The sequence below is a fragment of the Micromonospora endolithica genome (assembly GCF_003626595.1).
GTDB lineage: Bacteria > Actinomycetota > Actinomycetes > Mycobacteriales > Micromonosporaceae > Micromonospora > Micromonospora endolithica.
This window is the reverse complement of record NZ_RBAK01000003.1, coordinates 483,569-508,943: the sequence shown is the minus strand read 5'-3', so window position 1 is coordinate 508,943 and position 25,375 is coordinate 483,569. Positions and strand designations below refer to the sequence as shown.

The window sequence follows — 25,375 nt, the reverse complement described above, 5'->3', positions numbered from 1 at the left end:
CGAAGAGAGGAGCCGCGCCCGATGAGCCTCACCGTCCTGATGAACGCCGGACCGTGGCTGTCCGTGCCGCCCCCCGGCTACGGCGGCATCGAGAACGTCATCGCCACCCTGGTGCCGGAGCTGCGTCGGCTCGGCGTGAAGGTGGTGCTGGCCTCGGTGGACAGCAGCACCCTCGCGGTCGACGAGAAGTTCTCGGTGTTCCCCGACGGGCAGTTCCACGCCCTGCAACGGCCGTACAACCAGGTGTGCGGGGTCGCCCAGGCGCACCTGGCCGGCGTGGCCCGGGTGGTGCACGCGCGCGACGACATCGACCTGGTGCACGACCACGTGGAGGCCGTCGGCCTGGCCACCCTCGCCGCGATGGGTCCGGACGCGCCGCCGGCGCTGCACACCCTGCACTGGGACCTCGCCAAGCACCCGGCGTTGTACGGCAACCTCGACGGAGGCGACCGGGTACGGGTCAACGGCGTGTCCGCGTCGCAACTGGCCCGCGCGCCGCAGGCGTTGCGGGACCACTCGGTGGGGCACGTGCACCTGTCCACACCGCTGGCGGTGGACGCGGACCGGCGCCGGTTGCCCGACAAGGGCGACTACCTGATCATCCTGGGCCGGATCAATCCCGGTAAGGGGCAGGACGTCGGCGCGCGGCTCGCCCAGCGGGTCGGTGTCCCGCTGGTGCTGGCCGGGCCGGTCGGGCCCTACCACCGGCCGGAGGACCTGGCCGCCGCCGGGGACGAGGCGCGGCAGAACCCGGATGTCCGGTTCTTCTACGACGAGGTGGCCCCGCACGTGGACGGGGACCTGGTGCGCTGGGTCGGCACGGTCGCCGGGCAGGACCGCGACGACCTGCTGGCCGGCGCCCGGGCCTCGCTCTTCCCGCTGCGCTGGGAGGAGCCCGGTGGCACGGCCGTGGTGGAGTCCCTCGCCCTCGGTACGCCGGTGGTGGCCACCGCGCGCGGCTGCCTGCCCGAGCTGATCGAGCACGGTCGCACCGGCCTGCTCACCACCGACGAGGAGGAGCTGGGCGACCTGCTGCTCGCCGCCGGCCTGCTCGATCCGGACGAGTGCCGGCGGGAGGCGGCCGCGCGGTTCACCCCGGCGGTGATGGCCGAGAAGTACGTGCGGCTATACGAGCGGGTACGCCAGCAGGCCACCACCCCCCACCTCCAGCCAGCCTGACCCCCACCTCCGCCCACCCCACCGCGGGGTGGGCGGAGGTGGGTGCGGTTTCGCCCTGCTGGGCCCCGGGTAGTTCGCAGATGACCCCCGACACAGCGAAACGAGGGCTGCGATGCCGAGCCGGATCACCTGCGAGGTGCGCGACTGGTCTCCGGTGACCGTCGTGCGGCTGCACGGCGGGCTCGACCTGGGCACCATGCGCGCGGTGCACACCGTGCTGGACCGCTGCCTGTCCACCCAGCCGGACGCGCTCGTGATCGATCTCGCCGACGTCACCGTTCGGGACGAGCTGGCCCTGTCGGTGTTCGCGGCCACCGCCCGCCGGGCCGCCGACTGGCCGGGCGTGCCGGTGGTGCTGTGCTCCCCGCCGCCGGCCGCGGCGACCTGGCTGGCGGAGTCGACCGCCTGCCGGGTGGTGCCGGTGCGGCGCGACTGCGCGGAGGCGACCCGGGTGGCGAACGCCGCCGCCGCACCCCGGTTGCGGGCCCGGTTCGAGCCGGTCGCCGGAGCGTGCCGGCGGGCCCGGGAGATGGTCGGCGAGGCGTGCGCGCGGTGGAACCTGCCGGAGGCCGCCGGTCCGGCGTCGCTCGTGCTCAGTGAGCTGGTCGGCAACGTGGTGCGGCACGCGGGTACGCCGATGCAGGTCACCCTCACTCTGCGCCGGCCGTACCTGCACCTGGCGGTGGTGGACGGCAATCCGGCCGGCGCGCGTGCCGTGCGGCCGGACCCGCGGGCCGAGGGCGGCCGGGGGCTGATGCTGGTCCGCGAGCTGGCCCAGCGGTGGGGAAGCATGCCGGCCGGCGAGGGCAAGGTCGTCTGGGCGACACTCCCGGCGAACTGACCGAAATTTCCGCTCTAGCCTGAATAGTCTCTCTCGCCTGGTTACATGGGAGAAGGGGCGGGTAGTCGCGCCCGTCCTTTCTGCCGTTGTGACGGGGTGAGACCATGGCCAGACGGGTGACCACGGAACCCGCGCGAGACCGCGGTCCCGCGGTTCTGGCGCCGGCCCGCTTCGGCGGCTACCCCGGTCCGTTCCGCGCGATCACACCCGGCGGCAGCCTGATCAAGCTGCTGGGGACCACCGACGCCAAGGTGATCGGCCTGCTCTACCTGATCACGTCGTTCATCTTCTTCCTGATCGGCGGAGTGCTGGCCCTGCTCATCCGCGCCGAACTGGCCCGCCCCGGCCTGCAACTGCTCTCCCCCGAGCAGTACAACCAGATGTTCACCATGCACGGCACCATCATGCTGCTGCTCTTCGCGACGCCGCTGGTCTTCGCGTTCGGCAACTACGTCGTGCCGTTGCAGATCGGCGCGCCCGACGTGGCGTTCCCCCGGCTCAACGCGTTCGCCTACTGGCTCTACCTGTTCGGCGGCAGCATGGTCGTGCTCGGGTTCGTGACACCGGGCGGCGCGGCCGACTTCGGATGGTTCGCGTACTCCCCGCTGAGCAGCGCCGAGCACTCCCCCGGCGTCGGGGCCAACATGTGGGTGGTCGGCCTGGTGATCTCCGGCCTGGGCACCATCCTCGGCGCGGTCAACCTCATCACCACCGTGCTGACCCTGCGCGCGCCCGGCATGACGATGTTCCGGATGCCGATCTTCACCTGGAACCTGCTGCTGACCAGCGTGCTGGTGATCTTCGTCTTCCCGCTGCTGGCCGCGGCACTGTTGGCGCTCGCCTCGGACCGGCTGCTCAACTCGCACGTGTTCGACCCGGCCACCGGCGGGCCGATGCTCTGGCAACACCTGTTCTGGTTCTTCGGCCACCCCGAGGTCTACATCGTCGCGCTGCCGTTCTTCGGCATCATCACCGAGATCATCCCGGTCTTCTCCCGCAAGCCGATCTTCGGCTACACCGGTCTGGTGCTGGCCACCATCGCGATCACCGTGCTGTCGATGGCCGTCTGGGCGCACCACATGTTCGCCACCGGCCAGGTGCTGCTGCCCTTCTTCAGCATCCTGAGCTATCTCATCGCGGTGCCCACCGGGGTGAAGTTCTTCAACTGGATCGGCACCATGTGGAAGGGCCAGCTCACCTTCGAGACGCCGATGCTGTTCGCCATCGGCTTCCTGGTGACGTTCCTGCTCGGCGGGCTCACCGGGGTGCTGCTGGCCAGCCCGCCGGTCGACTGGCACGTCTCCGACACGTACTTCGTGGTCGCGCACTTCCACTACGTGCTCTTCGGCACCATCGTGTTCGCCGCCTTCGGCGGGGTGTACTTCTGGTTCCCGAAGATGACCGGGCGCCTGCTCGACGAGCGGCTCGGCAAGGTGCACTTCTGGACCATGTTCATCGGCTTCCACGCCACCTTCCTGGTCCAGCACTGGCTGGGCAGCGAGGGCATGCCCCGCCGGTACTCCGACTACCTGGCCAGCGACGGCTTCACCACGCTCAACATGATCTCCACGGTGGGCTCGTTCCTGCTCGGCGCCTCGACGCTGTTCTTCATCTACAACGTGTGGAAGTCCTGGCGGTACGGGGCGATGGTCACCGTGGACGACCCGTGGGGCTTCGGCAACTCCCTGGAGTGGGCCACCACCTGCCCGCCGCCGCTGCGCAACTTCGACCGGATGCCCCGGGTCCGCTCGGAGCGGCCCGCGTTCGACGCCAAGTACGGCCCGCTGGTGGCCGACCTGGGCCGGGACCTGCCGCAGCGCACCGTCAAGCCACCGCAGGAGTTCCGCGAGGAACTGCACCGCGAATCGCACCGGCCCGACTCGCCGGCCGCCGGTGGCGCGCGCGGCGCCCGCGACGCGGTCGCCTACCAGCCGGCCCCGCAGTCCGGCGCGCGGCCGGTGGAGGTACCGGAGCCGGAGGACGTACGCCGGCCCAGCTTCGAGAACAGCGACGCGCCGAACGGGGACGAGAACCCGAACCCGCTGGACTCCGACCGTGGTGAAACCCGGCGCAGCCCGGGCCGCTGGCGGCACCCGCACAGCGACCGCGGCGACGACCGACCGGAGGAGTGACCGACGACGCATGGTCAGGGCCGGCACCACGATGGTGCCGGCCCTTTCCGCGTACGCCGAGAGGGCCGGCACCATCGTGGTGCCGGCCCCACGGACGTGCCGGTCAGCCCTCGCGGGCCGGGGCGAGACCCGCGGCGGTCAGCGACCGGCGCACCGCCGGCTGCACCCGGGTCAGGCGCAGCGGCACCCCGGTGCGGGCCGCCGCCTCCTGCCCGGCCATCAGCGCGGCGATCCCCCCGGCGTCGACCACGCCCGCACCGACCAGGTCGACGACCACCTCGGCGGGCTGGCCGGTGACCGCCTCCAGCATCGCCCGGCGCAACTGGTTCGCGCCGTCCCGGTCGACCTCACCGCCGACCTCGACCACCACCCGGTCGCCGTTCTGCTTCACCGAGATCCGGGTCTTCGCGGTGTCCGACTCGGCGGCGCCGTTCTGCCACGGCGGCGGGGCGTCGGCCAGCATCGCCTGCCGCAGCCAGGTCAGCGCCCGGGACAGCAGCCGCGAGACGTGCATCTGGGAGATGCCGAACCGGGCGGCGATCTCCGCCTGGGTCTGGTTGCCGTAGAAGCGCATGGCGAGGATCCGCCGTTCCCGCCAGGGCAGCCGGTGCAGCAGGCCGCTGACCGTCACCCGGTCGTCGACGGACTCCAACGCGTTGTCCGACTCACCCACCAGGTCGCCGAACTCCGCGGAACTCTCCCCGCCGACCGGCGCGTTGAGCGACGCCGGGCTGTACCCGGCGGCCGACTCCAGGGCGGCCAGGATCTCCTCCTGGGGCGTCTCCAGCCGCGCCGACAACTCGGCGACGGTGGGCGCCCGGGACAACTCACTGGTCAGCGCCGCGGTGGCCTGACCGACCTCCAGGATGAGGTCGCGCAGCCGGCGGGGCACGTGCACGCCCCAGGTGCGGTCCCGGAAGTGTCGTTTGATCTCACCCACGATGGTGATCGCCGCGTACGCGGTGAACGAGCCCCGTTCCGGGTCGTACCGGTCGACGGCGTTGACCAGGCCGAGGCGGGCCACCTGCTCCAGATCCTCCAGCGGTTCCCCCCGCCCCCGGTAGCGCCGCGCCAACCGGCCGGCGAAGGGCAGCGCGAAGCGCACCAGGTCGTCCCGCGCCTCCTGCCGCCGCTCCGGTGGCAGGCCCTCGATCCGTGCCGCGTACGCCAGCGCCGCCGCGTCGAGGTCCTCAAGACCCCGATCGGTGGGTGGTGGGGTACCTGTGGTGGTCTGTCCGAACATCCGCGCCTCCCTCAGGAAGGTCCCCCGCCCGGATTGGGAAACCGGTCGTGCGCGTGGTCGGACCACGCACCGGGCCGGAAGTTGGGTTACGTGACTGGGATGCCAGCGGGTGACGACGCTGCGCGACGCGGCGTTATCAGGCCGTCGCAGCCAGCGGTGTTCCCGCTCCGTAGGTACTCAATCACGGGACCCCGGTATCGCGAGGATGTTTCGGTGTGCTGGTCTCAACAGACCAGTAATCCCTGGTGGCGGCCGCTGTCGCGGAGCGCCTCCAAGGCGTCCGGCACACTCATCGGCGCCGGTGTCGGCAGGTCGTACGGCTGGGCGCGCAACACCTCCGTGGCACGTCGGGTGGGCACCGAGGTCACCGGGTAGCCCCGGGCGGAGGTCCGGTCCAGGGCGCGCCGGCGGCGACCGAACCCGGCGACCGCCAGCCACTGCGGCAGCCCGGCCAGCGCCGGCGACCGCAGGCCGGGCGGCTCGGGCAGCACGTCCACCGAGCTGAACGGCTCGCTGCCGGCGAGCCACCACTCCACCTGGTCCACGCTGCGCCGGGTGGCGTTCTCGCACCAGTACGGCACCATCCCGGCCCGCACCACCTGCCACGGGTCGAGCAGCCGCCCGCACTCGACCACGAGGCGGTCGCCGGTCTTGCCGGCCGCGCGCAGCCAGCGCCGGTACAGGTCCGCGGTCGCCGCGCTCAACGCCGCCGGCTGCGGGGCGAGCACCCGGTGCAGCGGGTGTCCGTGTACGCCGGCGAAGCGCCGCACGTCGGCCTCAAGGTCGCCCTCGACGGCGTGCTCGGCGGAACCGCGTGGGGAGGTCACCTCCGGTGGTTCCCAGTCCGCGCTCTCGCCCCCGGCCGAGCGCAGCACCTGGCGCAGGGCGTGGCTGTCCGGGTGGAAGTCCACCGGGTCGAGCCCGCTGCCCGGGCAGCCGACCTGGAAGCTGTGCCCGGATCCGCCGTCGAGGACCGGCCAGGTGCGCGCGTCACCGACCAGTAGCAGCGGCGCCCCGGGCTCCAGGCGGTCGGCCAGGAACCGCGCGTACGCCACCGGCAGCGACCGCCAACGGGCCGCCAGGGCCACCGTCGCGCCGGCCAGGGCGCCGCGACTGGCCGGGCAGTGCACCTGGCGTACGTGCAGGTCGGGGTTGCCGGCGAGCAACCGGCCGGCCAGGGCGGCGCCGTGGTCGAGGGCCGCCTTGGGCCGGTCGACCGCCCCCCGGGCCCAGTGCGCGGACATCTCGAAGCCGGTCGGCAGCCAGGGCACGCCGAGCGCCGTCGCGAGATGCGCGACCGCCCCGTGCGGGGACCCGAGCAGCGCACCGGGGTAGCGGCGGCGGGGGTACTGGTCGGCGAACCAGGCCGCCACCCGGCCGGCGTCGACCTCGGCGGTCTGCCCCACGGTGAGCGCCACCCGCCCGGCCGCCCGGGTCGCCGCCGCCCGGCGTACCGGGTCGGGCGCGCCGGTGAACCGGGACAGCGGCCCGGGGTGTCCCAGGTCCGCGCAGTCCGTCCCGCGCAGCGCCCGGGCGGTGGCCGCGACCAGCACCCGGGCGCCGCTGCCGACGGCCACGACCCGGTCGCCGGCCAACCCGGCGCCGTCCGCCGTGAGCCCCGCGCGCACCTTGTGCACCGGCTCCACCTTGCCTCGTTCGCTCACCACGCGGCCCGGCTTCCCGCCCGGATGCGGTTCAAACGGGGCATCACGCACTGGTCGGGAGTAATCCTCGGAACTCCGGCGCTTCGCCGCGTCCGGGAGATTGGCCGGTCCCGGTCGGTTGTCGGCAGGCCGGCCGCGATCCGGGTGATCCACCGGCGTCGCCGGCGGCCCGTGGCGCGTGGCGGGTTTCGGCACGGCCGGCACGGGCACTGGACCGGCCATGCAGGAAGAGGACCCGATCACCGCGGCCACCACGATCACCCCGTACCAGGACGGGCCGCTGCTGGTCCGAGGCGATTTCGCCCTGGTCACCCCGGACGGTCAGCGCATCGACGCCCGGCGGGGCACGGTGGCGCTCTGCCGGTGCGGCAAGTCGGCCGTCAAGCCCTTCTGCGACGGCACCCACAAGGCGATCAAGTTCCGCGCCGCCCCCCACCGCGAACCCTGACCCGCCGCCCCGTCGCACGGGCGGGCGGCGGATCAGGCGGCGGCGGAGAGGGCGGAGGCTGCCGGGAGCACCGCGGCCGGCGCGGGGGTGCGCAGGCTGGTGCGGTCGGCGGACCAGTTGTCCAGCAGGTGCGCCGCGAAGAGCCGGTCCACCGCCAGGGCCGCCGCCGCGCCGAACAACACGTCCGCGGTCAGCGCCGGCTCGACGAGGGTCAGCCCGCCGCACAGGTCGTACGCGGCGATCTGCTCGTGCACCGCGTCGGCCTCGACGTGCTCGTCGTAGAACCGGGTCGCCACCTCGTCGAAGCCGAGCCGGCGCAGCCCGTTGCCGTACCGGCGGTTGGGCAGCGACGACGTCATCTCGTACGCGGCGAGGTGGCCGAGCACCGCCCCGCGCAGCCGCCGGTGCAGGCCGAACAGGGACATCAGGTTGTTGGTGGCCAGCGTGATGGCGGGCACCACGTCCAGGTGGGCGCCGTACGAGGTGTCCAGACCCAGCCGGCCCAGGGTCACCCGGAACAGTTCGGCGTGCATCCGGTCCAGCCGGCCGTTGCCGTACTCGTCCATCTGGATCTCGACCAGCGCGGCCTTCGCCGGGCCGCCGAGACGGGGCAGCGCCCAGGTGTGCGGGTCGGCCTCGCGCAGGTGGTAGACCGACCGGTGCGCGGCGAACTCGCGGAACTGGGCGAGGGTGGCGCGCCGTTGCAGGTATCCGGCGAGCGACGGCCCGGCGTCGGCGGCCACCACGTCGAGCAGCGCCGCCGGCACGGCGCCGGGCAGCACCGCCGGCAGCGGCCCGACCAGCTCCCGCACCGCCGCCTCGAAGAGCCGCTCGGCGCGCGCCCGCAGCGCCAGCAGCGACGGCTCCCACTCCCATTCGTCGTCGACACCGGCCAGGCCGCGGTAGTGCAGCTCGTAGCAGAGGAACAGGGTGAGTTGCAGGTCCTCGTCGGTGAGCGCGTCGGCCGGGTCGAGGTGCTCACCGAGGTCGGCGGGCAGCTCGTGCGGGGCCTGCCGCAGGGCGTGCCGCAGCGCCTCGGAGACCGGCCCCCGCCCCGACACCAGGGGTGCCGGGCCGTACCGGTGATCGGTGGTGTTCGACACGCTGACCTCCCGCTCTGGACTGCCGATCTTCATGCCCGGGCGGTGGCCGGCTAAACGAGATCCTTCTCCTCTACGGTCGGGGCGAGCATCCGCTCGCGTACCCGGCGGGCGGCGTCGCCGTCGGCGAGGATGCCGCGCAGGTCGGCCAGGGCCGGCTGCGGTGGGCGCAGCGCGACCGCCGGGTCGACGACGGCCTCCACCACGCAGGGACGGTCGGCGGCCAGCGCCTCGTCCCAGGCCGCGCCGACCAGCTCGGGCCGGTCCACCCGGACCCCGTGCAGGCCGAGCAGGCGGGCCCAACCGGCGTACGGCACGTCGGGGCGGCGCCCTGCCGGGTCGGCCGGGGCGGGCCGCCCGCCGCCCAGGCCGGACTGGTCCCGGTTGTTGAGCACCAGCACCACCAGCCTGGGGTCCGCCCACTCCTGCCAGTGGCGCGCCACGGTGATCAGTTCGGCGAGCCCGCCCCGCTGCATGGCCCCGTCGCCGACCAGCGCGACCACCGGCTGGTCCGGCGCGGCGAGCTTGGCCGCGACCGCGTACGGCAACGCACAGCCCAGCGATCCGAGGGTGCCGCACAGCTGGGCGTTGACCCCGGGTGGCAGCTCCAGGTGACGGGCGTACCAGTAGATCACCGAGCCGACGTCGACCGCGAGCGAGGCGGGGCGCGGAAGCCGCCGGGACAGCTCCTGGAGCACCAGTTGCGGGTTGACCGGCTCGGCGGGTGCGGCGGCCCGGTCGGTCGCCTCGACCCGCCACCGGTCGACGGAGTTCTCCACGGTGGCCCGCCAGGCGTCGTTGGGCCGGTCGGGGACCTGGGTCAGCAGCGCCCGCAGGGTCTCCGCGGCGTCGCCGACCAGCGGCACGTCGACCGGGTAGCGGGTGCCGATGCGCCGCCCGTCGATGTCGATCTGGATGGTGCGGACCTGCCCGGGCATCGGGTAGTAGCCGGTCCACGGGTCGTTGGTGCCGACCATCAGCAGCGTGTCGCAGCCACCCATCAGCTCGGCGGCGGCCGACGTACCGACCTCGCCGAGCACGCCGGTGTGGAAGGGCAACCGCTCGTCCAGGACCGGTTTGCCGAGCAGCGAGGTGGCCACCCCGGCGCCGAGCCGGTCGGCCAGCGCGACGATCTCGTCGGCGGCGCCCCGGGCGCCCTGCCCGACCAGGATCGCGGTGCGCCGCCCGCCGCCGAGCAGTTGCGCGGCGGCGTCCAGGTCGACCTCGTGCGGGAGGACCCGGGCCAGCGGCTCCCCCGGGGTGGCGGTGAGCACCCCCGCGGCCAGCGGTGGCAGGTCCGGCACCACCATCCGCTGCAACCGGGTGGGCAGCACCACGCAGACCGGGCTGCGGGTCGCCGCGGCGGTGCGGAACGCCTGGTCGAGCAGGCCGGGGATCAACCCCGGGTCCCGCCCGTACCGGACGAACTGGTTGCACACGTCGCCGAAGAGCCGGCTCAGGCCGATCTCCTGGTGGGCGTCGCCGAGCGGACCGCAGACGTCCTCGCCCACGATGGCCACCACGGGCTTGCTGTCCAGCTTCGCGTCGTACAGGCCGTTGAGGAGCTGGACCGCGCTGGGCCCCTGGGTGGCCAGGCAGACCCCGATGCCGCCGGTGAACTTGGCGTGCCCGGTGGCCATGAACGAGGCGGTCTCCTCGTGCCGGGCGGGGACGAAGGCCGGGTCCCCGCCCGAGGCGTCGAGGGCCTCGATCACCGGCGCGATGGCCGCGTCGGGGCAGCCGAAGGCCCGCGGAACCCGCCAGGCCCGCAGCCGCTCGACCACCAGATCGGCGACGGTACGGTCAGCCATCGCCCCGCCCGGGCGTGGACGCGTCGACGTAGCGCAGCACCGCGCCGACGCCGTCGGTCAGGTCCGGCGCCTCGTCCGGCCCCAGGACGGTCAGCTCGGCGTCGGTGCCGACCAGCGCGCGGACCAGGGCCGCGTCGGCGCGTACCTTCTCCGGGTCGGGCACCGACATGGCGGTGAGCTGGCCCGGGTCGGTGGCGATCTCGGTGGCGTCCGGCCCGATCCACAGCTCGCCGGTGGCCGACGGGTCGTCGACGATGAGCATGGTGTCGACCTGGTTGCGTTGCAGGGCGGACACCACGGCGTCCAGCCCCGCGCCGACGTCCTCCTGCATGCCGAAGCGGTCCAGCGCGGCGGTGATCCGCTGGTCGGCCACCTCGGCGATGGTCTGCACGGTCAGGTCGTCCAGCAGGGTGGAGTCCGCGCCGCCGGCCCGCGAGCCGGCGTCGGTGCGGACCACCAGGTCCTGCCAGCGCTCCGGCATCTGGGCGGCGATCATGCCGGTGGCCCGGACGTCGCCGGCCACCACCACCACCTCGGCGCCGACCTTCTCGGCCAGTTCCACGGTCGCCGCGGTGACGTCGCCGGCGTTGTGGTGCCAGGCCTCCATCGCGGCCCGCTGGTAGCGGGACTGCGACCAGCCGCCGGGGTTCACCCGCCGCAGCGGGAACTCCTCGCGGCCGGCCACGTGGGCGCGGCGCGGCACACCACCGGCGCTGACCGCCATCGCGTCGGCGCCGGTCCGGTCGGCCAGCACCCGCACCCACGCCACCTGCTCGCCGCGCTGTGCCAGCAGTGGCATCACGTGCGGCAGCGGGGTGTACGCGGCCAGGTCCCGCAGTGGCGGCGCGGACAGGAACTCCGACAGCGCGACCCGGCCGTGGCTGGCGAAGACGGCCAGCCCGTAGTCGCCGGCCATCGGGTCGTGCCCTCGGACCACCCGCTCGATCGCGGCGATCGACGCCGGGTCGGCGCCCTGCTGGCGCAGTTGGTCGCTCAGCGCGCGCCAGCGCAGGTCGAGCGCCGGGTGGGCGTCCTCGGTGTTGGCGGACGCGTCCAGGTAAACCGAGCACCACGGCCCGGGTCGGTCGTAGAGCGGGCGCAGGAAGGACAGCTGCATGCTCGACCCCTTTCCAGCTCGGCCCTGCGCTTACCCACCCGACCGGCGATGTCACCTGCCGGGCCGGTGGGCGCACCGGCCCGTGACCACTTTTCATTCACGTCGTTCAACCCCGGGTGACCGATACCATCGGTGAACGCAACGGGACGGAGGGTGGTGATCATGGACACCGACCTGCACTACCGGCGGATCGCCCACCCGACCGGTCGGATCGTCACCGGCCGGATCGTCCGGCTGTTGGAGGGCTATCCGCGCGAGGTGCGGATCGGGCAGCCGGTGCTGGTGGCGGTGCTGGTGACCGCCGGGGTGGCCGGGCTGCTGGTGACCGTGCTGCGGTCGGTGCTCAGCGCCGGCTCCGGAGGCGCCCGGCGTCGCTTCAAGGACCTCAAGAAGGGGCCGGAATATCTGGTCACCCCGGTCCGGGTACGCGACACCACCGGGCAACTGGTCGAGGTGGAGTTGCACGGGCACCTGCCGCAGAGTGCCCTGCACCCCGCCGACCACGTGCAGATCACGGTGCGCCGGCAGCGCGACGACGACCTGCCGCCGAAGATCGAGCGGATCGTCAACCTGACCACCGGTCAGCTGCTCACCCCGCGCACCGCGACGCTCTGGTCACACCTCGGCCCGCCGCTGCTGCTCCAGGCGGTGCTCGGCGCGATCCTGCTCGCCGGTGTCGCGGCCTGCTCCGCGCTGACGTGAAAGGAAGGGCCCCCGCTTAACGCCTGGTGTAGTAGAAGGGCCCCTTCCTCACGCAAGGCCCACGTTTCGGCGCACCCGGCCCAGGGCACCGCAGGACGGCATGTTCCCCGGTTTCACGCTCACCGAGATCGATGTCGGCCCGGTCCGGCTGCGGGTGCGGCACGGCGGCTCCGGACCGCCGGTGGTGCTGCTGCACGGCCATCCCCGTACCCATGCCACCTGGCACCGGGTCGCGCCGCTGCTCGCCGCCCGGCACACGGTGATCTGCCCGGACCTGCGCGGCTACGGAGGCTCGTCGAAGCCGCCCAGCACCCCGGACCACACGACGTACGCCAAACGGGCGATGGCGGCCGACGTGGTGGCGCTGCTGGACCGGCTCGGCCACGACCGGGCCGCGGTGGTGGGGCACGACCGGGGCGCGTACGTGGCGATGCGAACCGCGCTGGACCACCCGGACCGGGTCTCGCGGCTCGGGGTCCTCGACGGGGTGCCGATCGGTGCGGCGCTGGCCCGCGCCGACGCCCGGTTCGCGTCCCGCTGGTGGCACTGGTTCTTCCTCGGCCAGACCGGCAAACCCGCCGAGCGGGTGATCAACGCCGACCCGGAGGCCTGGTACGGCGGTTCGCCCGAGGCGATGGGGGCGGAGGCGTACGCCGACTACCGGCGCGCGATCGGTGACCCGGCGACGGTGCACGCGATGTGCGAGGACTACCGCGCCGGGTTGGGTCCGGACCGGGCGGCCGACGACGCGGACCGCGCCGCGGGACGGCGGATCACCTGCCCGGTGCTGTTCCTGTGGTCCACCCGCGACGACATGGTCGATCTGTACGGCGACCCGGCGGCGATCTGGCGGGACTGGGCCGACGACGTGCGGGCGGGGCCGATCGAGTCCGGGCACCACATGGCCGAGGAGGCGCCGGAGCAGCTCGCCGCGGCGCTGGCGGAGTTCCTGGCCGGGTGATCCACAGCCGGCCGGCGGGTCAGCCGACCGGCGTCGCCGCGCGGACCGGCTCGCGGGTGGGGTCGAGCAGGCCGCGCCGCCGGGCCCACCGCTCGAAGACCAGGGTGGCGAAGGGCGGCACCGCGCAGGCCAGGGCGACCGCGGTGGTCACCAGGCTCCACCGGTGCAGGCGGGCGACCGCCAGGACCAGCACGCCGTACGCCACGAACAGCCCGCCGTGGATCGGGCCGAAGACCTGCACGCCCAGCTCGTTGGCCGGCGGGCCGTACTTGACCGCCATCCCGGCCAGCAGTGCCGCCCAGGAGATCGCCTCCGCGATCGCCGCCACGACGAACAGCCGGGTCACCTTGTCGCGCATCGCCGCTCCCTCACCTCTTCGCGCGGTCATGCTAGCCGGGCGCGGCGGTGCGACCGCGCGAGACCGACCAGGCGCGACGGGGATCACCCGGGCCTTCGGTGGGTATCAGGAGGGAACTTCGGGTCTTCCCCCGCCCGGCGTCACGTGCGAAGTTAGGGGGCACCAGCGGTGACAGGGCGGTGACCATGGGCGAGGAAGTCGGCGCACGAGCGTTCAGTCGGGAGGATCGGGCGCGCTACCGCGAGAAGGTCCGGCGCTGCCTGGACGTCTTCGCCGAGATGCTGCGCGAGTCCCGCTTCGACACCGACCGGCCGATGACCGGCCTGGAGATCGAACTCAACCTGGTCGACGACGACTCGATGCCGACGATGCGCAACGCCGACGTGCTGGACGCCGTCTCCGATCCGGATTTCCAGACCGAGCTGGGCCAGTTCAACGTCGAGATCAACGTCGCGCCGCGCCGGCTGGCCGGCAGCGGCATCGCGGCGTTCGAGGAGCAGGTGCGGGCCAGCCTCAACGCCGCCGAGCAGAAGGCCCGCACGGTCGGGGCGCACATGGTGATGATCGGCATCCTGCCGACGCTGCGACCGGAGCACCTGACCGCGGAGACGCTGTCGACCAATCCCCGCTACAAACTGCTCAACGAGCAGATCTTCGCCGCCCGGGGGGAGGATCTGCGGATCGCGATCAACGGGGTGGAGCGGCTCAACGTCACCGCCGACACGATCACTCCGGAGGCGGCCTGCACGAGCACGCAGTTCCACCTGCAGGTGTCACCCGCGCAGTTCGCCGACTACTGGAACGCCGCCCAGGCCGTCGCCGGAATCCAGGTGGCGCTGGGCGCGAACGCGCCGCTGTTCTTCGGCCGGGAGCTGTGGCGGGAGACCCGAGTCCCGCTGTTCGAGCAGGCCACCGACACCCGCGCCGAGGAGATCAAGGCCCAGGGCGTACGCCCCCGGGTGTGGTTCGGGGAACGCTGGATCACCACCGTGTTCGACCTTTTCGAGGAGAACGTGCGCTACTTCCCGGCGCTGCTGCCGGTGTGTGACCCGGAGGACCCGGCGCAGACCCTGCACGCCGGTGGGGTGCCGAAGCTGGCCGAGTTGCGGCTGCACAACGGCACCATCTACCGGTGGAACCGGCCGGTCTACGACGTGCTGCGCGGCCGCCCGCACCTGCGGGTGGAGAACCGGGTGCTGCCCGCCGGCCCGACGGTGGTGGACACCATCGCCAACGGCGCCTTCTACTTCGGGGTGGTCCGGGCGCTGGCCGAGGCGGACCGGCCGCTGTGGTCGCAGATGTCGTTCAGCGCCGCCGAGGAGAACTTCAACGCCTGCGCCCGGCACGGCATCGACGCGCAGGTCTACTGGCCGGGTCTGGGCTACCTGCCGGCCACCGAGCTGGTGCTGCGCCGGCTGCTGCCGCTGGCCCACCAGGGGCTGGACCGGTGGGGCGTCGACCCCGCCGAGCGGGACCGGCTGCTGGGCATCATCGAGCAGCGCTGCCTGACCGGCCGCAACGGGGCGACCTGGCAGGTGGAGACGCTGCACCGGCTGGAGTCCGCCGACCACCTGGACCGCCCGGAGGCGCTGCGCGAGGTGGTCCGGCACTACGTGGAGCTGATGCACAGCAACCGCCCGGTCCACGAGTGGCCGATCCCCTGACCGGCGGACCGGCGGCGGGCCCCGGGGCGTCCGCTCAGCCGGCCGGGTGCACGGCGTCGGGGCCGGGCCACTCCCGCTCCGCCGGCCGGTCCCAGGGCGACGGGTCGTCGCGCAGGCGGCTGTAGAGCAGGGCGTCGCACCACCGACCACCCCGGAACTCGGCGGCCCGCACCACGCCCTCGCGCTGGAAGCCGGCCCGCTCCAGGGCCCGCTGCTCGGCGACGTTCTCCGGGTGGGTGCCGGCCTGCACGCGCTGCACCGGGGTGTGCAGGAACAGGTAGTCGCAGAGCAGTGCCTGCGCCCGCCAACCGATGCCCCGCCCACGCCAGGGCGGCAGCAGGACAATGCCGATCTCCCGGTACCCGGCGGTCCCGCCGTAGACGCCGTGGCGGTAGCTGACGAAGCCGGCGGCGGCCGGCTCGTCCTCGACCTCGACGACGAGCCGGCCGTCGTGCTCCCCCAGCCACCCGTCGGCGGCGTGCCGGCGCTCCGCCGCGACCGGGTCGCGGAAGCCGTGCCAGTCCAGGCCGAGCAGGCCCGGCTCGACGGCGAAACGGCGGAGCATCGCCAGATCGGGTTCGCCGACCGGCCGCAGCCGGATGCCGTCGCGGCGGACCTCGGAGCCCGGTGTGTACGCCATCGGCCCACGGTAGCCAACGACGAGCACGCGTGGGGGGCGCGCACCCGCTCAGCCGAGCGGTGGCTGCGCGTCGGACTCCCCCGCGTCGCGGACGAACACGTGAAGCCTGGCGATGGTGTGTCGACGCGCGGGCGGACTCACACCTTGAGGACGACCTTCGTGCACTCGTCCTGCTTCTTCTGGAAGATGCGGTAGCCCTTGGGGGCGTCCTTGAGCTTCATCCGGTGGCTGACCACGAAGCTGGGGTCGATGTCGCCCCGCTGGATGCGACCGAGCAGCGGCCGGGTGTAGCGCTGCACGTGGCACTGGCCGGTACGCATGGTCAGCGACCGGTTCATGAACGCGCCGATCGGGAAGGTGTCGACGAACCCGCCGTAGGCGCCGATCACCGAGACGATCCCGCCACTGCGGCAGGCCAGGATCGCCTGGCGCAGCGCGAACGGGCGCTCGGTCTCCACCTTGGTCGCCTGCTTCGCCCGGTCGTACGCGTACACCGCGGCGTTGCCGTGATGGCCCTCCAGGCCGACGGCGTCGATGCACGCGTCCGGGCCCCGACCGGCGGTGAGGTCCTTCAGGGCGTCCAGCACGTCGGTCTCGGAGTAGTCGACGGTGTCGGCGCCGGCGTGCTCGCGGGCCAGCCGCAGCCGGTAGGCGTACCGGTCGACGACGATGACACGGCCGGCGCCGAGCAGCCGGGCGCTGGCGGCGGCGAGCAGCCCGACCGGGCCGGCGCCCCACACGGCGACCACGTCGCCGGCCTTGATGTCGCACATCTCGGCGCCCATGTAACCGGTGGGGAAGACGTCGGCCAGCAGCACCGCCTGGTCGTCCGGCACGTCGTCGGGGACCTTCAGCGGGCCGACGTCGGCGAACGGGACACGGGCGTACTCGGCCTGGCCCCCGGCGTACCCGCCGAGCAGGTGTGAGTAGCCGTAGATCCCGGCCGGCGAGTGGCCCATGACCTTCTCGGCGACGCCGGCGTTCGGGTTGGAGTTCTCGCAGACCGAGTAGAGGCCGCGCTGGCAGGACACGCAGTGCCCGCAGGCGATGGGGAACGGCACCACCACCCGGTCCCCGGGACGCAGGTTGCGCACCTGCGGGCCGACCTCCACCACCTCCCCCATGAACTCGTGACCGAGGATGTCGCCCTTGCGCATCGCCGGGATGAACCCGTGGTACAGGTGCAGGTCGGAGCCGCAGATCGCGGTCGAGGTGACCCGGACGATCGCGTCGCGGGCGTTGAGGATGCTCGGGTCCGGGACGTCGACGACCTTGACCCGGTCGGTGCCCATCCAGACGTTGGCCTTCATCGGTTGCCTCCCCTGCTCAGCGACGGGTCGCCGGCAGCGGCTGCGCCGGACGCTGCATGACCTGCTGGCGTACCGACAGGCCGTTCGGGCTGCCCTCGGACCGCACCACCTCGCCGGTCTCCAGCACCTGCTTGAAGCGACGCAGATCGTCGCGGACCTGCTGGGCGGGTTCCTCCCCGAAGAGCGCGGCCACCGCCCGGCCCACCGCGCCGGCCGGCGGCACGTACCGCAGGTGCACCCGCACCTCGGTGCCCCGGTCCCCGGGAGCGGGCACGAAACGCACCCGGCCGGCGTTGGGCACCGGCGTGCCGGGCAGCGACCGCCAGGCCACCGACCGGTTCGGCCGGTCGTCGACGATCTCCGCGTCCCACTCGACGTGCCGGCCGGCCGGACCGCGCACCGTCCAGTGCGACCGGCGCAGGTCCTCGGCGCGCACCGACTCCAGGTGGGACATGAACCGGGGCAGGTTCTCCACGTCCCGCCAGAACCGGTACGCCTCGGCCGGCGAGCGGTTCACCGTCACCCCGATGTGCACCTCGATCACCCGTCGCCCGGCCCGGCGAACCCGCCCGGCGTGCAGCGCGGCGAGCAGGTCGACGGCCGTGGCGCCGCCGAGGACGGCGGTGGTGACCGCCACCCGGCGCCGCCGCTGGCCCCGCCGGTCGGGCAGCGCGCGGGCGAGCAGGGCCAGATCGACGGCGTCCCCGGCCAGCCGCGCCCAGGCGCCGCCGGTCGCCCGCCGGCCGGGGATCAGCGTGCCGGCGTGCGCGAGGTGCCGTACCCCGGCGACCGCGACGAGCCCCCGCGCCGCCGGCGCGTCGTCGAGGCCGGTCAGGCGGGCGATCCGATCGGGCACGGCGAGCAGGCCGACACCGACTGCCAGGCTCAGCCAGCCCAGGGCCCGGGGCAGCCCCCCGGCCCGGCTCGGCCCGCCCAGCTCACTCATCAGTACGCGGTCGTCGTCGTCCACCCCGTGACGGTATGCGCCGCAATCGCCCGCCGAACCCGAAACGAGGTAAGGAAGGGCCCCCTGTTAACGCCTCGTGCATAGGAAGGGTCCCTTCCTAACATCCCGGCCGGGGGCGCCCGCTCAGCGCAGGGCGGCCAGGGTCACCTCGGCGGCCCGGGCGACCAGGGCGTCGTCGTGGTCGGCGTCCCTGGCGTCCCGGCGGGACAGCACCGCCAGCACGATGGGGGCCCGGTCCGGCGGCCAGAGCACGGCGATGTCGTTGCGGGTGCCGTACCCACCGGTGCCGGTCTTGTCGCCGACCACCCAGCCGTCCGGCGCGCCGGCCCGGATCAGCTTCGCGCCGGTGGTGTTGCGCCGCAGCCAGTCCACCAGCACCGCGCGGTCCCCGACGTCCAGCGCGTCGCCCACCGCGTACGCCCGCAGGGTGGTGGCCAGCGCGCGCGGGGTGCTGGTGTCGCGGACGTCGCCCGGCGCGGCCTCGTTGAGCGCGGTCTCCCGCCGCGCCGGCTCGGTGACCTCGTCGCCCAGCTCGCGCAGGTCCCGCTCGAACCCGGCGGGGCCGCCGAGCCGGTCCAACAGCAGGTTCCCGGCGGTGTTGTCGCTGTGCCGCACCGCCGCGTCGGCGACCGCCCGCAGCGTCATGCCGGAGTCCACGTGCCGCCCGGTGACCGGTGAGAACGCGACCAGGTCCGCGCGGGTGAAGGTGACGACCTCGTCCAGCTCGGCGGTGGTCGTCGCGTCGAGCACCGCCGCGGCGGCCAGGGCCTTGAACGTCGACGCGTACGCGAAGCGCTCGTCGGCGCGGTGCGCCACCGTGCGCCCGGTGCCGGTGTCCACCGCGTACACCCCGAGCCGCGCGTCGAACTCCGCCTCCAGCGGCGTAAAGTCCACGGTGACCGGCACGGCGGACGCCGAGGACGGCGGGACGTCCGACGGGGTGACCGATGTCGGCGCGGTCGGTGTGCCGGGGGCGCAGCCGGCGAGCAGCGCGAGCACCAGCGTGGCGGTGCCGGTCCGGCGGGCGGTGCGGGTCACGTCCGGGGATCCTTCCGTCGCGCGGGCGGCCGGAAGGGGAACCGCCCTGCCGTCGGGGTGGCTGCGGCGCCGGCAACGGTACCCGGAAGGCGGTGACGCGCGACGGGCCGGGCGGCGCGGGACGTCGCGCCACCGGCCGGGTGCGGCCGCGACCGGTCAGCGCAGCGAGCGGAACGCGTCGCGCATCTCCCGCGTGAACAGCTCGGTCTGTTCCCAGGCCGCGAAGTGTCCGCCCCGGTCGAGCCGGTTGTAGTGCATCAGGCGCGGATACGCCTGCTCCGCCCAGCTCCGTGGCGCTTCGAACAGTTCGTTCGGGAAGACGCTCACCGCGGCCGGGACGGCGACGCCCTTGGCGGCGAAGAAGGAGAGCGGGTTCTCCGCGTACAGGCGCGCCGCGGACACCCCGGTGTTGGTCAGCCAGTACAGCGAGATGTTGTCCAGCAGGTCGTCGCGGGTGAGAACTGTCTCCTCGGGTCCGTGACGTCGTCCCGGCGTGCGCTCGTTCAGGTGGCGGTCGCACCCGTCAGGCGGCGTTCGCTCCGCGCCGGGGGAGCTTCCAGTCCGGCCGGACGAAGTGGCAGGTGTAGCCGCCGGGGTTGCGTTCCAGGTAGTCCTGGTGCTCCGGCTCGGCCTCCCAGAACGGGCCGGCCGGGCTGACCTCGGTGACCACCTTGCCGGGCCAGAGACCGGAGGCGTCCACGTCGGCGATCGTGTCCTCGGCGACCTCGCGCTGCCGGTCGTCGGTGTAGAAGATGGCCGACCGGTAGCTCTCCCCCACGTCGTTGCCCTGCCGGTTGACCGTGGTCGGGTCGTGCACCTGGAAGAAGAACTCCAGCAGGTCCCGGTAGGTCAGCCGGGCCGGGTCGTAGACGATCTCGATCGCCTCGGCGTGCGACCCGTGGTTGCGGTAGGTGGCGTTCGGTATGTCCCCGCCGGTGTAGCCGACGCGGGTGGACAACACGCCGGGGCGCTTCCGGATGAGATCCTGCATCCCCCAGAAGCAGCCGCCGGCCAGAATCGCCTTCTCGGTCGTGTCGGTCATCGTCGCGCTCCCGTCCGGGTCGGTGGTCGGTGGTCAGGACGGCCCTACGGGCCGAAGGTGAAGACGTACGCCCGCAGACCCGGCCGGTCGGCGACCAGGGTGAGCAGGTGGCGGTCGGTCCGGGACGCCCCGGCGACCAGCCGGAACATGGCCGGCCGGTCGAAGAGCGCGACCCCGTCCGGGTGCACGTCGGCCCCGCGCGCGTCGCCGATCGGCTCCCCGTCGAGCAGCACCCGGACCGCGGCCAGTCCGGCGGGTCCCGGGTCGAGGACGAGGTTCACCTCACCGGCCTCGAACGGCAGGGCGAGTTCCCCGCCACCGGCGACGAGTTCGACGTACTCTCCGGCGCTGCGCCAGTCGCCGGTCACCCCGAACGAGCCCGGCCGGCCCCGGTCGGCACCGAGGTACGTCTCCGGCGTGATGCCGACGTAGGTCGGTTGCCCGGTCCGGGCGAAGGCCGTCACCTCGGCGCTGACCGGCGGCAGCCTGGTGCCGGGGGCCCGGACCTCGATCAGTCGACGGATCTCCGACTCGACCTGTTCGTAGTCGCCCTCCCCCACCCACCGGTCGACGAGTTGACCGTCGGCGTCGAAGAGGTACTTCGCCGGCCACGCGTCGTTGCCCAGCGCCCGCCAGAAGGTGAAGTCGTCGTCCACGGCGACCGGATGGGCGAGACGGTGCTCGCGGACCGCCCGGTCCACGTTGCCGGGATCCCGGCCGAAGGCGAACTCGGGGGCGTGCACGCCGACCACGGTCAGGCCCAGGTCGGCGTAGTCGCGGTGCCACGCCCGGACGTACGGGGCGGTGCGGATCCAGTTGACGCAGGTGTACTCCCAGATGTCCACCAGCACCACCCGGCCACGCAGGTCCTCAGGGGTCAGCGGCGGCGAGTTCACCCACCGCGTCACGGTGATCGGAGGCAGCCGCAGGGTCATGTCCGCGCCCTGGGTGATGTGTCCGCCATGGTGCCGCCTCCCCCGGTCGGTCCGCGCTGACGACACGTGCCTTCCCGCTCCGACGGAGGCCATGCCGCGCCCGCCCGCGACCTCCGGTCCGGGCGACCGGTCTGCCGGTGGCGAAAACCGGTCGCCGCGGCCGATTCCGCCGTGCGACCGTTGCCGCATGCCCGCACCGACCCTGCGTACCGACCGCCTGCTGCTGGTCCCCCTCGCCGACCGGCACCTCGACCTGGAGATCCAGCTCGACTCCGACCCGGAGGTGCTCCGCTACCTCTTCGGCCGGGCCCGGTCGGCCGACGAGGTGGTCGCCGCGCACGAGCAGCGGATGAAGCTGTCCGGGATGGTGGACGGCCTGGGCTACTGGATGGCGTTCGGCACCGACGGCGGTGCCCCGGGCTCGACGCCACCGGCGACCGAGGACGAGGGCGAGTTCGTCGGGCTGATGATGCTCCCTCCCGCGCACGGCCCCGACCAGCCCGACGACCCGGCGGTGGCCGACCTCGGCTACCGGATGATCCGCCGGCACTGGCGCAAGGGCCTGGCCAGCGAGGCGTCGCGGGCCCTGCTGCGGCACGCCTTCGACACCGTCGGGCAGCGCCGGGTGATCGCGCAGACCATGGCGGTGAACACCGGGTCCCGGCGGGTGATGGAGACCGTCGGGATGCGCTATGTCCGCACCTGGTTCCCGTCCTGGGACGACCCGCTGCCGGGCACGGAGCAGGGTGAGGTGGAGTACGAGATGACCCGCGAGATGTGGCGCGCGTACCGCGCCCCCCGGCCGCTCACCGGCTGAGGCCGACCGGCGTCGCCAGCCGCGCCACGCCGGCCGGCACCGGCGTGGGCGGCAGCGGCACGACGGGTCAGGACGTCACCGGGACGGTCCGCACGGTTCCGCTGGCATCGGTGACACGTACCGCGGTGGCGTCGGCGGGCAGGAGCGCCACATTCCGGCCGGCGCCCTGCCAGGCGCCGTCGCCGATCCGGTAGCTCAGCGCCGCGCCCTCGGCGGCGACGAGAACGCCCTGATCGTCGGGGAGTCGCAGTCGCACCGGCAGAGGTGCCGACCAATCCGCGAACGTGCTGGCCACCGCCTGGAACGGAGCGTCGTCGCGGGCGAGCAGCGCGATCACGCGCGCGGGCTCGTCGTCGTACTGGATGGTCTCCACCAGGAGTCGCCGTCCGTCCGGGGCCGAGCCGTAGACGGACAGCAGGGGCGAACCGTCGCCGCGGTGGGTGCCCACCGGGTCGATGTAGTCGGCGAGAGCCTCGGTGCCCTGGGCGCTGACCTCCTGACCGCCCGGTGCGTTCTGGTACTCGGCAGTGGTGGGGTCGCCGCCCCACACCTGTTCCACCCCGGGCAGGGCGTACCTGAGCAACGTCGGCGACGGGCTGTCGCCGTTCGGGAACAGGATGTCGGTGGCGTTGACGATGTGAACGACGTTCTCCTGCCTGATCGGCGTCCTGGAGAGCCCGACCGTGATCTTCGTGCGTTGTGGCCGCACCGCGAGTACGGCCGCACCGTCCCGGAACACCACCGGCTGAAAACGTCGTTCGACTCTGCCGTCCGACAGGTACTCCAGTGTCGGCGAGAACTGCACCGGCTGTCCGAAGTCGAGCACGAGCAGCACGTCACGTTGCGGGCCAAGTAGTGCCGCCTGCGAGTTGCCGTCGGTTCCGGCGTCGGTGACTGTCTCCATCGTCATGACGCGCGGTCCGTCGGCGGTGGGTTCGACGAACGCCGCCACGGCGACCATCCGGTCATTCGCAGGTTCGCTCACCACCACGTTGTCCGAAGCCCGGTGGACGACGTAGGCGGCCGGGCCAGCAGGAGTAGTGCCGGCCCACACGATGTGCGGTTCGCCCGACACCCCTGTCTCCGTCTGCTTCAGTCGGCGGTGCCACGCCTCGCGGACCTGCCGCAGATAGCTCTCGTCGCCGGCCAGGTCACCGCGAGTGGGCACGTCCAGCAGTGGCACGGCGACCTGCGCCTCCCGCGCGTCTCCCGTCAGCAGGAGCGCACCGCCCAACGGCACCGCCACCACGGCCGCGCAGACGGCCGCCAGCACGGCTCTGCGACGCACCAGCCGGCGCCGGCCACCCCGGCGCACCTCGCCGAGCAACCCCGGTGGGCCGACCAGGTGATCCGTCGCGCGGTGCAGGACCTCGCGCACGTCGCTGTCGTTCGAAGTCACCGTGAACTCCCGTTGTCTGGAAGGGTCAGGACGGGTTGCGATTCGGCCAACTCCACCCGGAGGCGGGACAGCCCACGGGCGGCGTGACTCTTGACCGCGCCCTCGGAGCAGCCCATCGCCGACGCCACGTCAGCGATCGACAGGTCCTCCAGATAGCGCAGGACGACCGCGACCCGCTGCCGGGCCGGCAGGGCCCGCAGCGCCCGGACGACCACCTCGCGAACGGCCACGCCGTCGGCATGGTCCCGGGCCACTCGGTCGTGGGCACCCAACGCCTGCTCCGGTCGCCGGGCACGCCAGCGCCACCGGTTGATCGACCGGTTCACCAACGCACGCCGCGCGTACGCCTCGGGGCTGCTGCGGACCCGACGCCACCGCACGTAGACCTGTTCCAGCACCTCCTGAAGCAGATCCTCCGCCGCGTGTCGATCTCCCGTCAGCAGGAAGGCGACCCGCAACAGCACCAGCGATCGGGTGCGAACGAAGTCGTCGAACTCCGCTCCACGCGAATCCGTCATCTGACCTCCCGGCCTCATCACCGAGCAAGACACCGGATCGGCCAGCGAGGTTTACCGGTCGTGCTACCCGGCCGGAAGAAACCCCCGGGGGGGATGTGGCAGGCGTACCACTTCTCCCGGTTGCTCACCGGCTGAGGCCGACCAGCGTCGCCAGTCGCGCCACGCCGGCCGGCGCCGGCTGACCGGCGGCGACCTCGGCGATCAGCGTACGCACCGTCGGCCGGCACCGGACCTCGCAAGGCGCCACCGCGTCGGCGTCGACCAACGCGCGGGCCGCCCCGCGCAGGTCACCGACCCGGAGGTACGCCCGCGCGACGTCCACCAGGTAGGCCGCGCGGTGCTCGGCGGGCAGCCGCCACCAGCCCGGCAGCCGCCGCACCGCCGCGTGCCGGCGTACCGCCTCGTCGGCGTCGCCCCGCCGGGCCGCCACCAGCACCCGCGCCAGCTCCACGGCGAGCGGACCGAAGCCGGTGTGGTGCGGGTCGTCGCCTCCGGCGCGTACGCCCAGGTCGTCGGCCTGACCGAGCAGCTCCCCGGCGCGGCCGGCCGCGCCGCAACCGGCGGCGGCCAGTGCGGCCTGGAGCAGCAACGTTCCCCGCACCGCCCACCCGGCGGGTGCGGTGTCCAGGCGGCCGGCGGCGGCGACCGTCGCGGCCAGTGCCAGCCGGTCGCGGCCCAGCGCGCGCAGCGCCTGCCCGACCGACAGCGCCGCCGTCGCGGCCAGCACCGGGTCGCCGCCCGCCGCGCCGACCGCCCGGTCGGCGGCCAGCCACCCCAGGTCGGCCTCGCCCAGCTTCACCAGCAGCGCCGAGGTGATCCGGTAGGCCGGCACGAGCACCTCCGGCGCGCCGTGGCCCTGCGCGGCGCCGAGCAGCCCGGGCAGCAGCCGGACCAACTGCGGGTAGTGCGCGTGCTGGTAGGCCAGCCAGGCGTGCCCGACCTCCCCCGCCGGCACGGGCCGGCCCGGCACCGCGTCGTAGCGGGCCAACGCCGTCCGGATCCCCTCCACACCCTCGGGGATCCCGGCCGGCGTCGGCGTTCTCGTCGCGCCGAGCAGCGTCAGCGGATCGACCCGCAGCACGTCGGCGACCTCCTGGATCACCGGAAGCCGGTCCAGGGAGCGGACCCCGCGCTCGACCTTGTCCACCCAGGACTTCGACCGGCCGAGCCGGTCGGCGAGCATCTGCTGGGTCATCCGCCGCCGTACCCGCCAGCGCGCCACCCGGCGACCGATCGGCAGCTCATCGGTCACGCTTCCACCGCCGGTCCGGGACCGCGCGGGTCGGGTCGTCGGTGGGTACGCGGTCCGCCTCGGCCTGCGCGAGAAGACGCCGCTTGGCCGCCTCCCGCTCGGCCGCGTCGATCCGCTCACCTCGGCGCGTCGAATCCTTGTCTCGGCCCTGCACTCCGCCTCCATCACGCCCGTCTTCCGCACGCTTCTCCTTACGGGGCGTGGATGTCCGATCACGGGGAACGTCGGACATCCACG

The 25,375-nt window shown here is 73.7% G+C and carries 25 protein-coding genes; 8 read left to right on the top strand and 17 right to left on the bottom strand.

From position 1 onward, the window contains the following. Positions 1 to 21: 21 nt before the first annotated feature. From D7223_RS11620 to ctaD, 3 genes are all read left to right on the top strand, one after another. A complete protein-coding gene (locus tag D7223_RS11620; protein WP_120728002.1) occupies positions 22 to 1,179 on the top strand; it encodes a glycosyltransferase in 1,158 nt (385 codons plus the stop codon). Between the two features lie 112 nt (positions 1,180 to 1,291). Next, positions 1,292 to 2,020 carry an ATP-binding protein gene (locus D7223_RS11615; RefSeq protein WP_120728000.1) on the top strand — a complete coding sequence of 243 codons (729 nt, stop codon included), beginning with the start codon at positions 1,292 to 1,294 and terminating at the stop codon, positions 2,018 to 2,020. A gap of 104 nt (positions 2,021 to 2,124) precedes the next feature. Beyond that, complete coding sequence (ctaD, locus tag D7223_RS11610; protein WP_120727998.1) at positions 2,125 to 4,152, top strand: aa3-type cytochrome oxidase subunit I; 2,028 nt, start codon at positions 2,125 to 2,127, stop codon at positions 4,150 to 4,152. A gap of 103 nt (positions 4,153 to 4,255) precedes the next feature. Here the strand turns inward: ctaD and D7223_RS11605 are convergent, their stop codons facing one another. Beyond that, positions 4,256 to 5,395, bottom strand: coding sequence for a SigB/SigF/SigG family RNA polymerase sigma factor (locus D7223_RS11605; RefSeq protein WP_120727996.1), 1,140 nt, complete (start codon positions 5,393 to 5,395; stop codon positions 4,256 to 4,258). A 224-nt stretch (positions 5,396 to 5,619) separates the two neighbouring features. Then, positions 5,620 to 7,023 carry a hypothetical protein gene (locus D7223_RS11600; protein ID WP_120728207.1) on the bottom strand — a complete coding sequence of 468 codons (1,404 nt, stop codon included), beginning with the start codon at positions 7,021 to 7,023 and terminating at the stop codon, positions 5,620 to 5,622. A gap of 256 nt (positions 7,024 to 7,279) precedes the next feature. On the opposite strand from D7223_RS11600, the gene D7223_RS11595 reads away from it, so the two are divergent. Then, positions 7,280 to 7,507 (top strand): CDGSH iron-sulfur domain-containing protein, encoded by a 228-nt coding sequence (locus D7223_RS11595; RefSeq protein ID WP_120727993.1) that lies wholly within the window; start codon positions 7,280 to 7,282, stop codon positions 7,505 to 7,507. A 32-nt stretch (positions 7,508 to 7,539) separates the two neighbouring features. Here the strand turns inward: D7223_RS11595 and D7223_RS11590 are convergent, their stop codons facing one another. From D7223_RS11590 to D7223_RS11580, 3 genes are read right to left on the bottom strand one after another with little or no spacing between them, the layout of a single operon-like run. Next, on the bottom strand, positions 7,540 to 8,643 hold the full coding sequence (locus D7223_RS11590) for an iron-containing redox enzyme family protein (protein ID WP_420330307.1): 1,104 nt from the start codon (positions 8,641 to 8,643) through the stop codon (positions 7,540 to 7,542). Between the two features lie 17 nt (positions 8,644 to 8,660). After that, positions 8,661 to 10,418: a thiamine pyrophosphate-binding protein gene (locus D7223_RS11585; RefSeq protein ID WP_120727991.1), complete on the bottom strand. Its 1,758-nt coding sequence runs from the start codon at positions 10,416 to 10,418 to the stop codon at positions 8,661 to 8,663. Then, entirely contained in the window at positions 10,411 to 11,535 is a 1,125-nt protein-coding gene (locus tag D7223_RS11580; protein WP_120727989.1) for a baeRF2 domain-containing protein, read from the bottom strand. The genes D7223_RS11585 and D7223_RS11580 overlap by 8 nt, the downstream gene beginning before the upstream one ends. Positions 11,536 to 11,688: 153 nt before the next feature. Here D7223_RS11580 and D7223_RS11575 point away from each other — a divergent pair, with 153 nt between their 5' ends. Both D7223_RS11575 and D7223_RS11570 read left to right on the top strand, forming a co-directional pair. Then, positions 11,689 to 12,237: a hypothetical protein gene (locus D7223_RS11575; RefSeq protein WP_120727987.1), complete on the top strand. Its 549-nt coding sequence runs from the start codon at positions 11,689 to 11,691 to the stop codon at positions 12,235 to 12,237. A 100-nt stretch (positions 12,238 to 12,337) separates the two neighbouring features. Beyond that, complete coding sequence (locus tag D7223_RS11570) at positions 12,338 to 13,198, top strand: alpha/beta fold hydrolase (protein WP_120727985.1); 861 nt, start codon at positions 12,338 to 12,340, stop codon at positions 13,196 to 13,198. Between the two features lie 19 nt (positions 13,199 to 13,217). On the opposite strand, the gene D7223_RS11565 is transcribed toward D7223_RS11570, so the two are convergent. Next, the gene (locus D7223_RS11565) at positions 13,218 to 13,556 is read right to left on the bottom strand and encodes a DUF3817 domain-containing protein (RefSeq protein WP_120727983.1); all 339 of its coding nucleotides are present in this window, start codon (positions 13,554 to 13,556) and stop codon (positions 13,218 to 13,220) included. Positions 13,557 to 13,741: 185 nt separating this feature from the next. Between D7223_RS11565 and D7223_RS11560 the strand changes: the two genes are divergently transcribed. Continuing rightward, positions 13,742 to 15,220, top strand: a complete 1,479-nt coding sequence (locus tag D7223_RS11560) for a glutamate-cysteine ligase family protein (protein WP_120727981.1) — start codon at positions 13,742 to 13,744, stop codon at positions 15,218 to 15,220. Positions 15,221 to 15,254: 34 nt separating this feature from the next. On the opposite strand, the gene D7223_RS11555 is transcribed toward D7223_RS11560, so the two are convergent. The 7 genes from D7223_RS11555 to D7223_RS11525 form a co-directional block, all read right to left on the bottom strand. Then, complete coding sequence (locus D7223_RS11555) at positions 15,255 to 15,860, bottom strand: GNAT family N-acetyltransferase (protein ID WP_120727979.1); 606 nt, start codon at positions 15,858 to 15,860, stop codon at positions 15,255 to 15,257. A gap of 137 nt (positions 15,861 to 15,997) precedes the next feature. After that, positions 15,998 to 17,170 carry a zinc-dependent alcohol dehydrogenase gene (locus D7223_RS11550; RefSeq protein WP_120727977.1) on the bottom strand — a complete coding sequence of 391 codons (1,173 nt, stop codon included), beginning with the start codon at positions 17,168 to 17,170 and terminating at the stop codon, positions 15,998 to 16,000. A 16-nt stretch (positions 17,171 to 17,186) separates the two neighbouring features. Further along, on the bottom strand, positions 17,187 to 18,140 hold the full coding sequence (locus tag D7223_RS11545) for an SRPBCC family protein (RefSeq protein WP_120727975.1): 954 nt from the start codon (positions 18,138 to 18,140) through the stop codon (positions 17,187 to 17,189). A gap of 120 nt (positions 18,141 to 18,260) precedes the next feature. After that, entirely contained in the window at positions 18,261 to 19,175 is a 915-nt protein-coding gene (gene bla / locus D7223_RS11540) for a class A beta-lactamase (RefSeq protein WP_120727973.1), read from the bottom strand. 156 nt (positions 19,176 to 19,331) lie between these two features. Beyond that, complete coding sequence (locus D7223_RS11535) at positions 19,332 to 19,577, bottom strand: hypothetical protein (RefSeq protein ID WP_238161826.1); 246 nt, start codon at positions 19,575 to 19,577, stop codon at positions 19,332 to 19,334. Positions 19,578 to 19,698: 121 nt separating this feature from the next. Further along, positions 19,699 to 20,217 (bottom strand): peptide-methionine (S)-S-oxide reductase MsrA, encoded by a 519-nt coding sequence (gene msrA / locus D7223_RS11530; protein ID WP_120727971.1) that lies wholly within the window; start codon positions 20,215 to 20,217, stop codon positions 19,699 to 19,701. Positions 20,218 to 20,261: 44 nt separating this feature from the next. Beyond that, entirely contained in the window at positions 20,262 to 21,152 is an 891-nt protein-coding gene (locus D7223_RS11525) for a redoxin family protein (protein ID WP_120727969.1), read from the bottom strand. Between the two features lie 187 nt (positions 21,153 to 21,339). Here D7223_RS11525 and D7223_RS11520 point away from each other — a divergent pair, with 187 nt between their 5' ends. Beyond that, positions 21,340 to 21,969, top strand: a complete 630-nt coding sequence (locus tag D7223_RS11520) for a GNAT family N-acetyltransferase (protein WP_120727967.1) — start codon at positions 21,340 to 21,342, stop codon at positions 21,967 to 21,969. A 67-nt stretch (positions 21,970 to 22,036) separates the two neighbouring features. On the opposite strand, the gene D7223_RS11515 is transcribed toward D7223_RS11520, so the two are convergent. The 4 genes from D7223_RS11515 to D7223_RS33485 form a co-directional block, all read right to left on the bottom strand. Further along, positions 22,037 to 23,368 carry a hypothetical protein gene (locus D7223_RS11515; RefSeq protein ID WP_147252522.1) on the bottom strand — a complete coding sequence of 444 codons (1,332 nt, stop codon included), beginning with the start codon at positions 23,366 to 23,368 and terminating at the stop codon, positions 22,037 to 22,039. Continuing rightward, positions 23,365 to 23,886, bottom strand: a complete 522-nt coding sequence (locus D7223_RS11510; RefSeq protein WP_120727963.1) for a SigE family RNA polymerase sigma factor — start codon at positions 23,884 to 23,886, stop codon at positions 23,365 to 23,367. The genes D7223_RS11515 and D7223_RS11510 overlap by 4 nt, the downstream gene beginning before the upstream one ends. Positions 23,887 to 24,010: 124 nt before the next feature. Further along, entirely contained in the window at positions 24,011 to 25,138 is a 1,128-nt protein-coding gene (locus tag D7223_RS11505) for a helix-turn-helix domain-containing protein (RefSeq protein WP_238161825.1), read from the bottom strand. Next, the gene (locus tag D7223_RS33485) at positions 25,128 to 25,292 is read right to left on the bottom strand and encodes a hypothetical protein (protein WP_238161824.1); all 165 of its coding nucleotides are present in this window, start codon (positions 25,290 to 25,292) and stop codon (positions 25,128 to 25,130) included. The genes D7223_RS11505 and D7223_RS33485 overlap by 11 nt, the downstream gene beginning before the upstream one ends. Between the last annotated feature and the right edge of the window lie 83 nt (positions 25,293 to 25,375).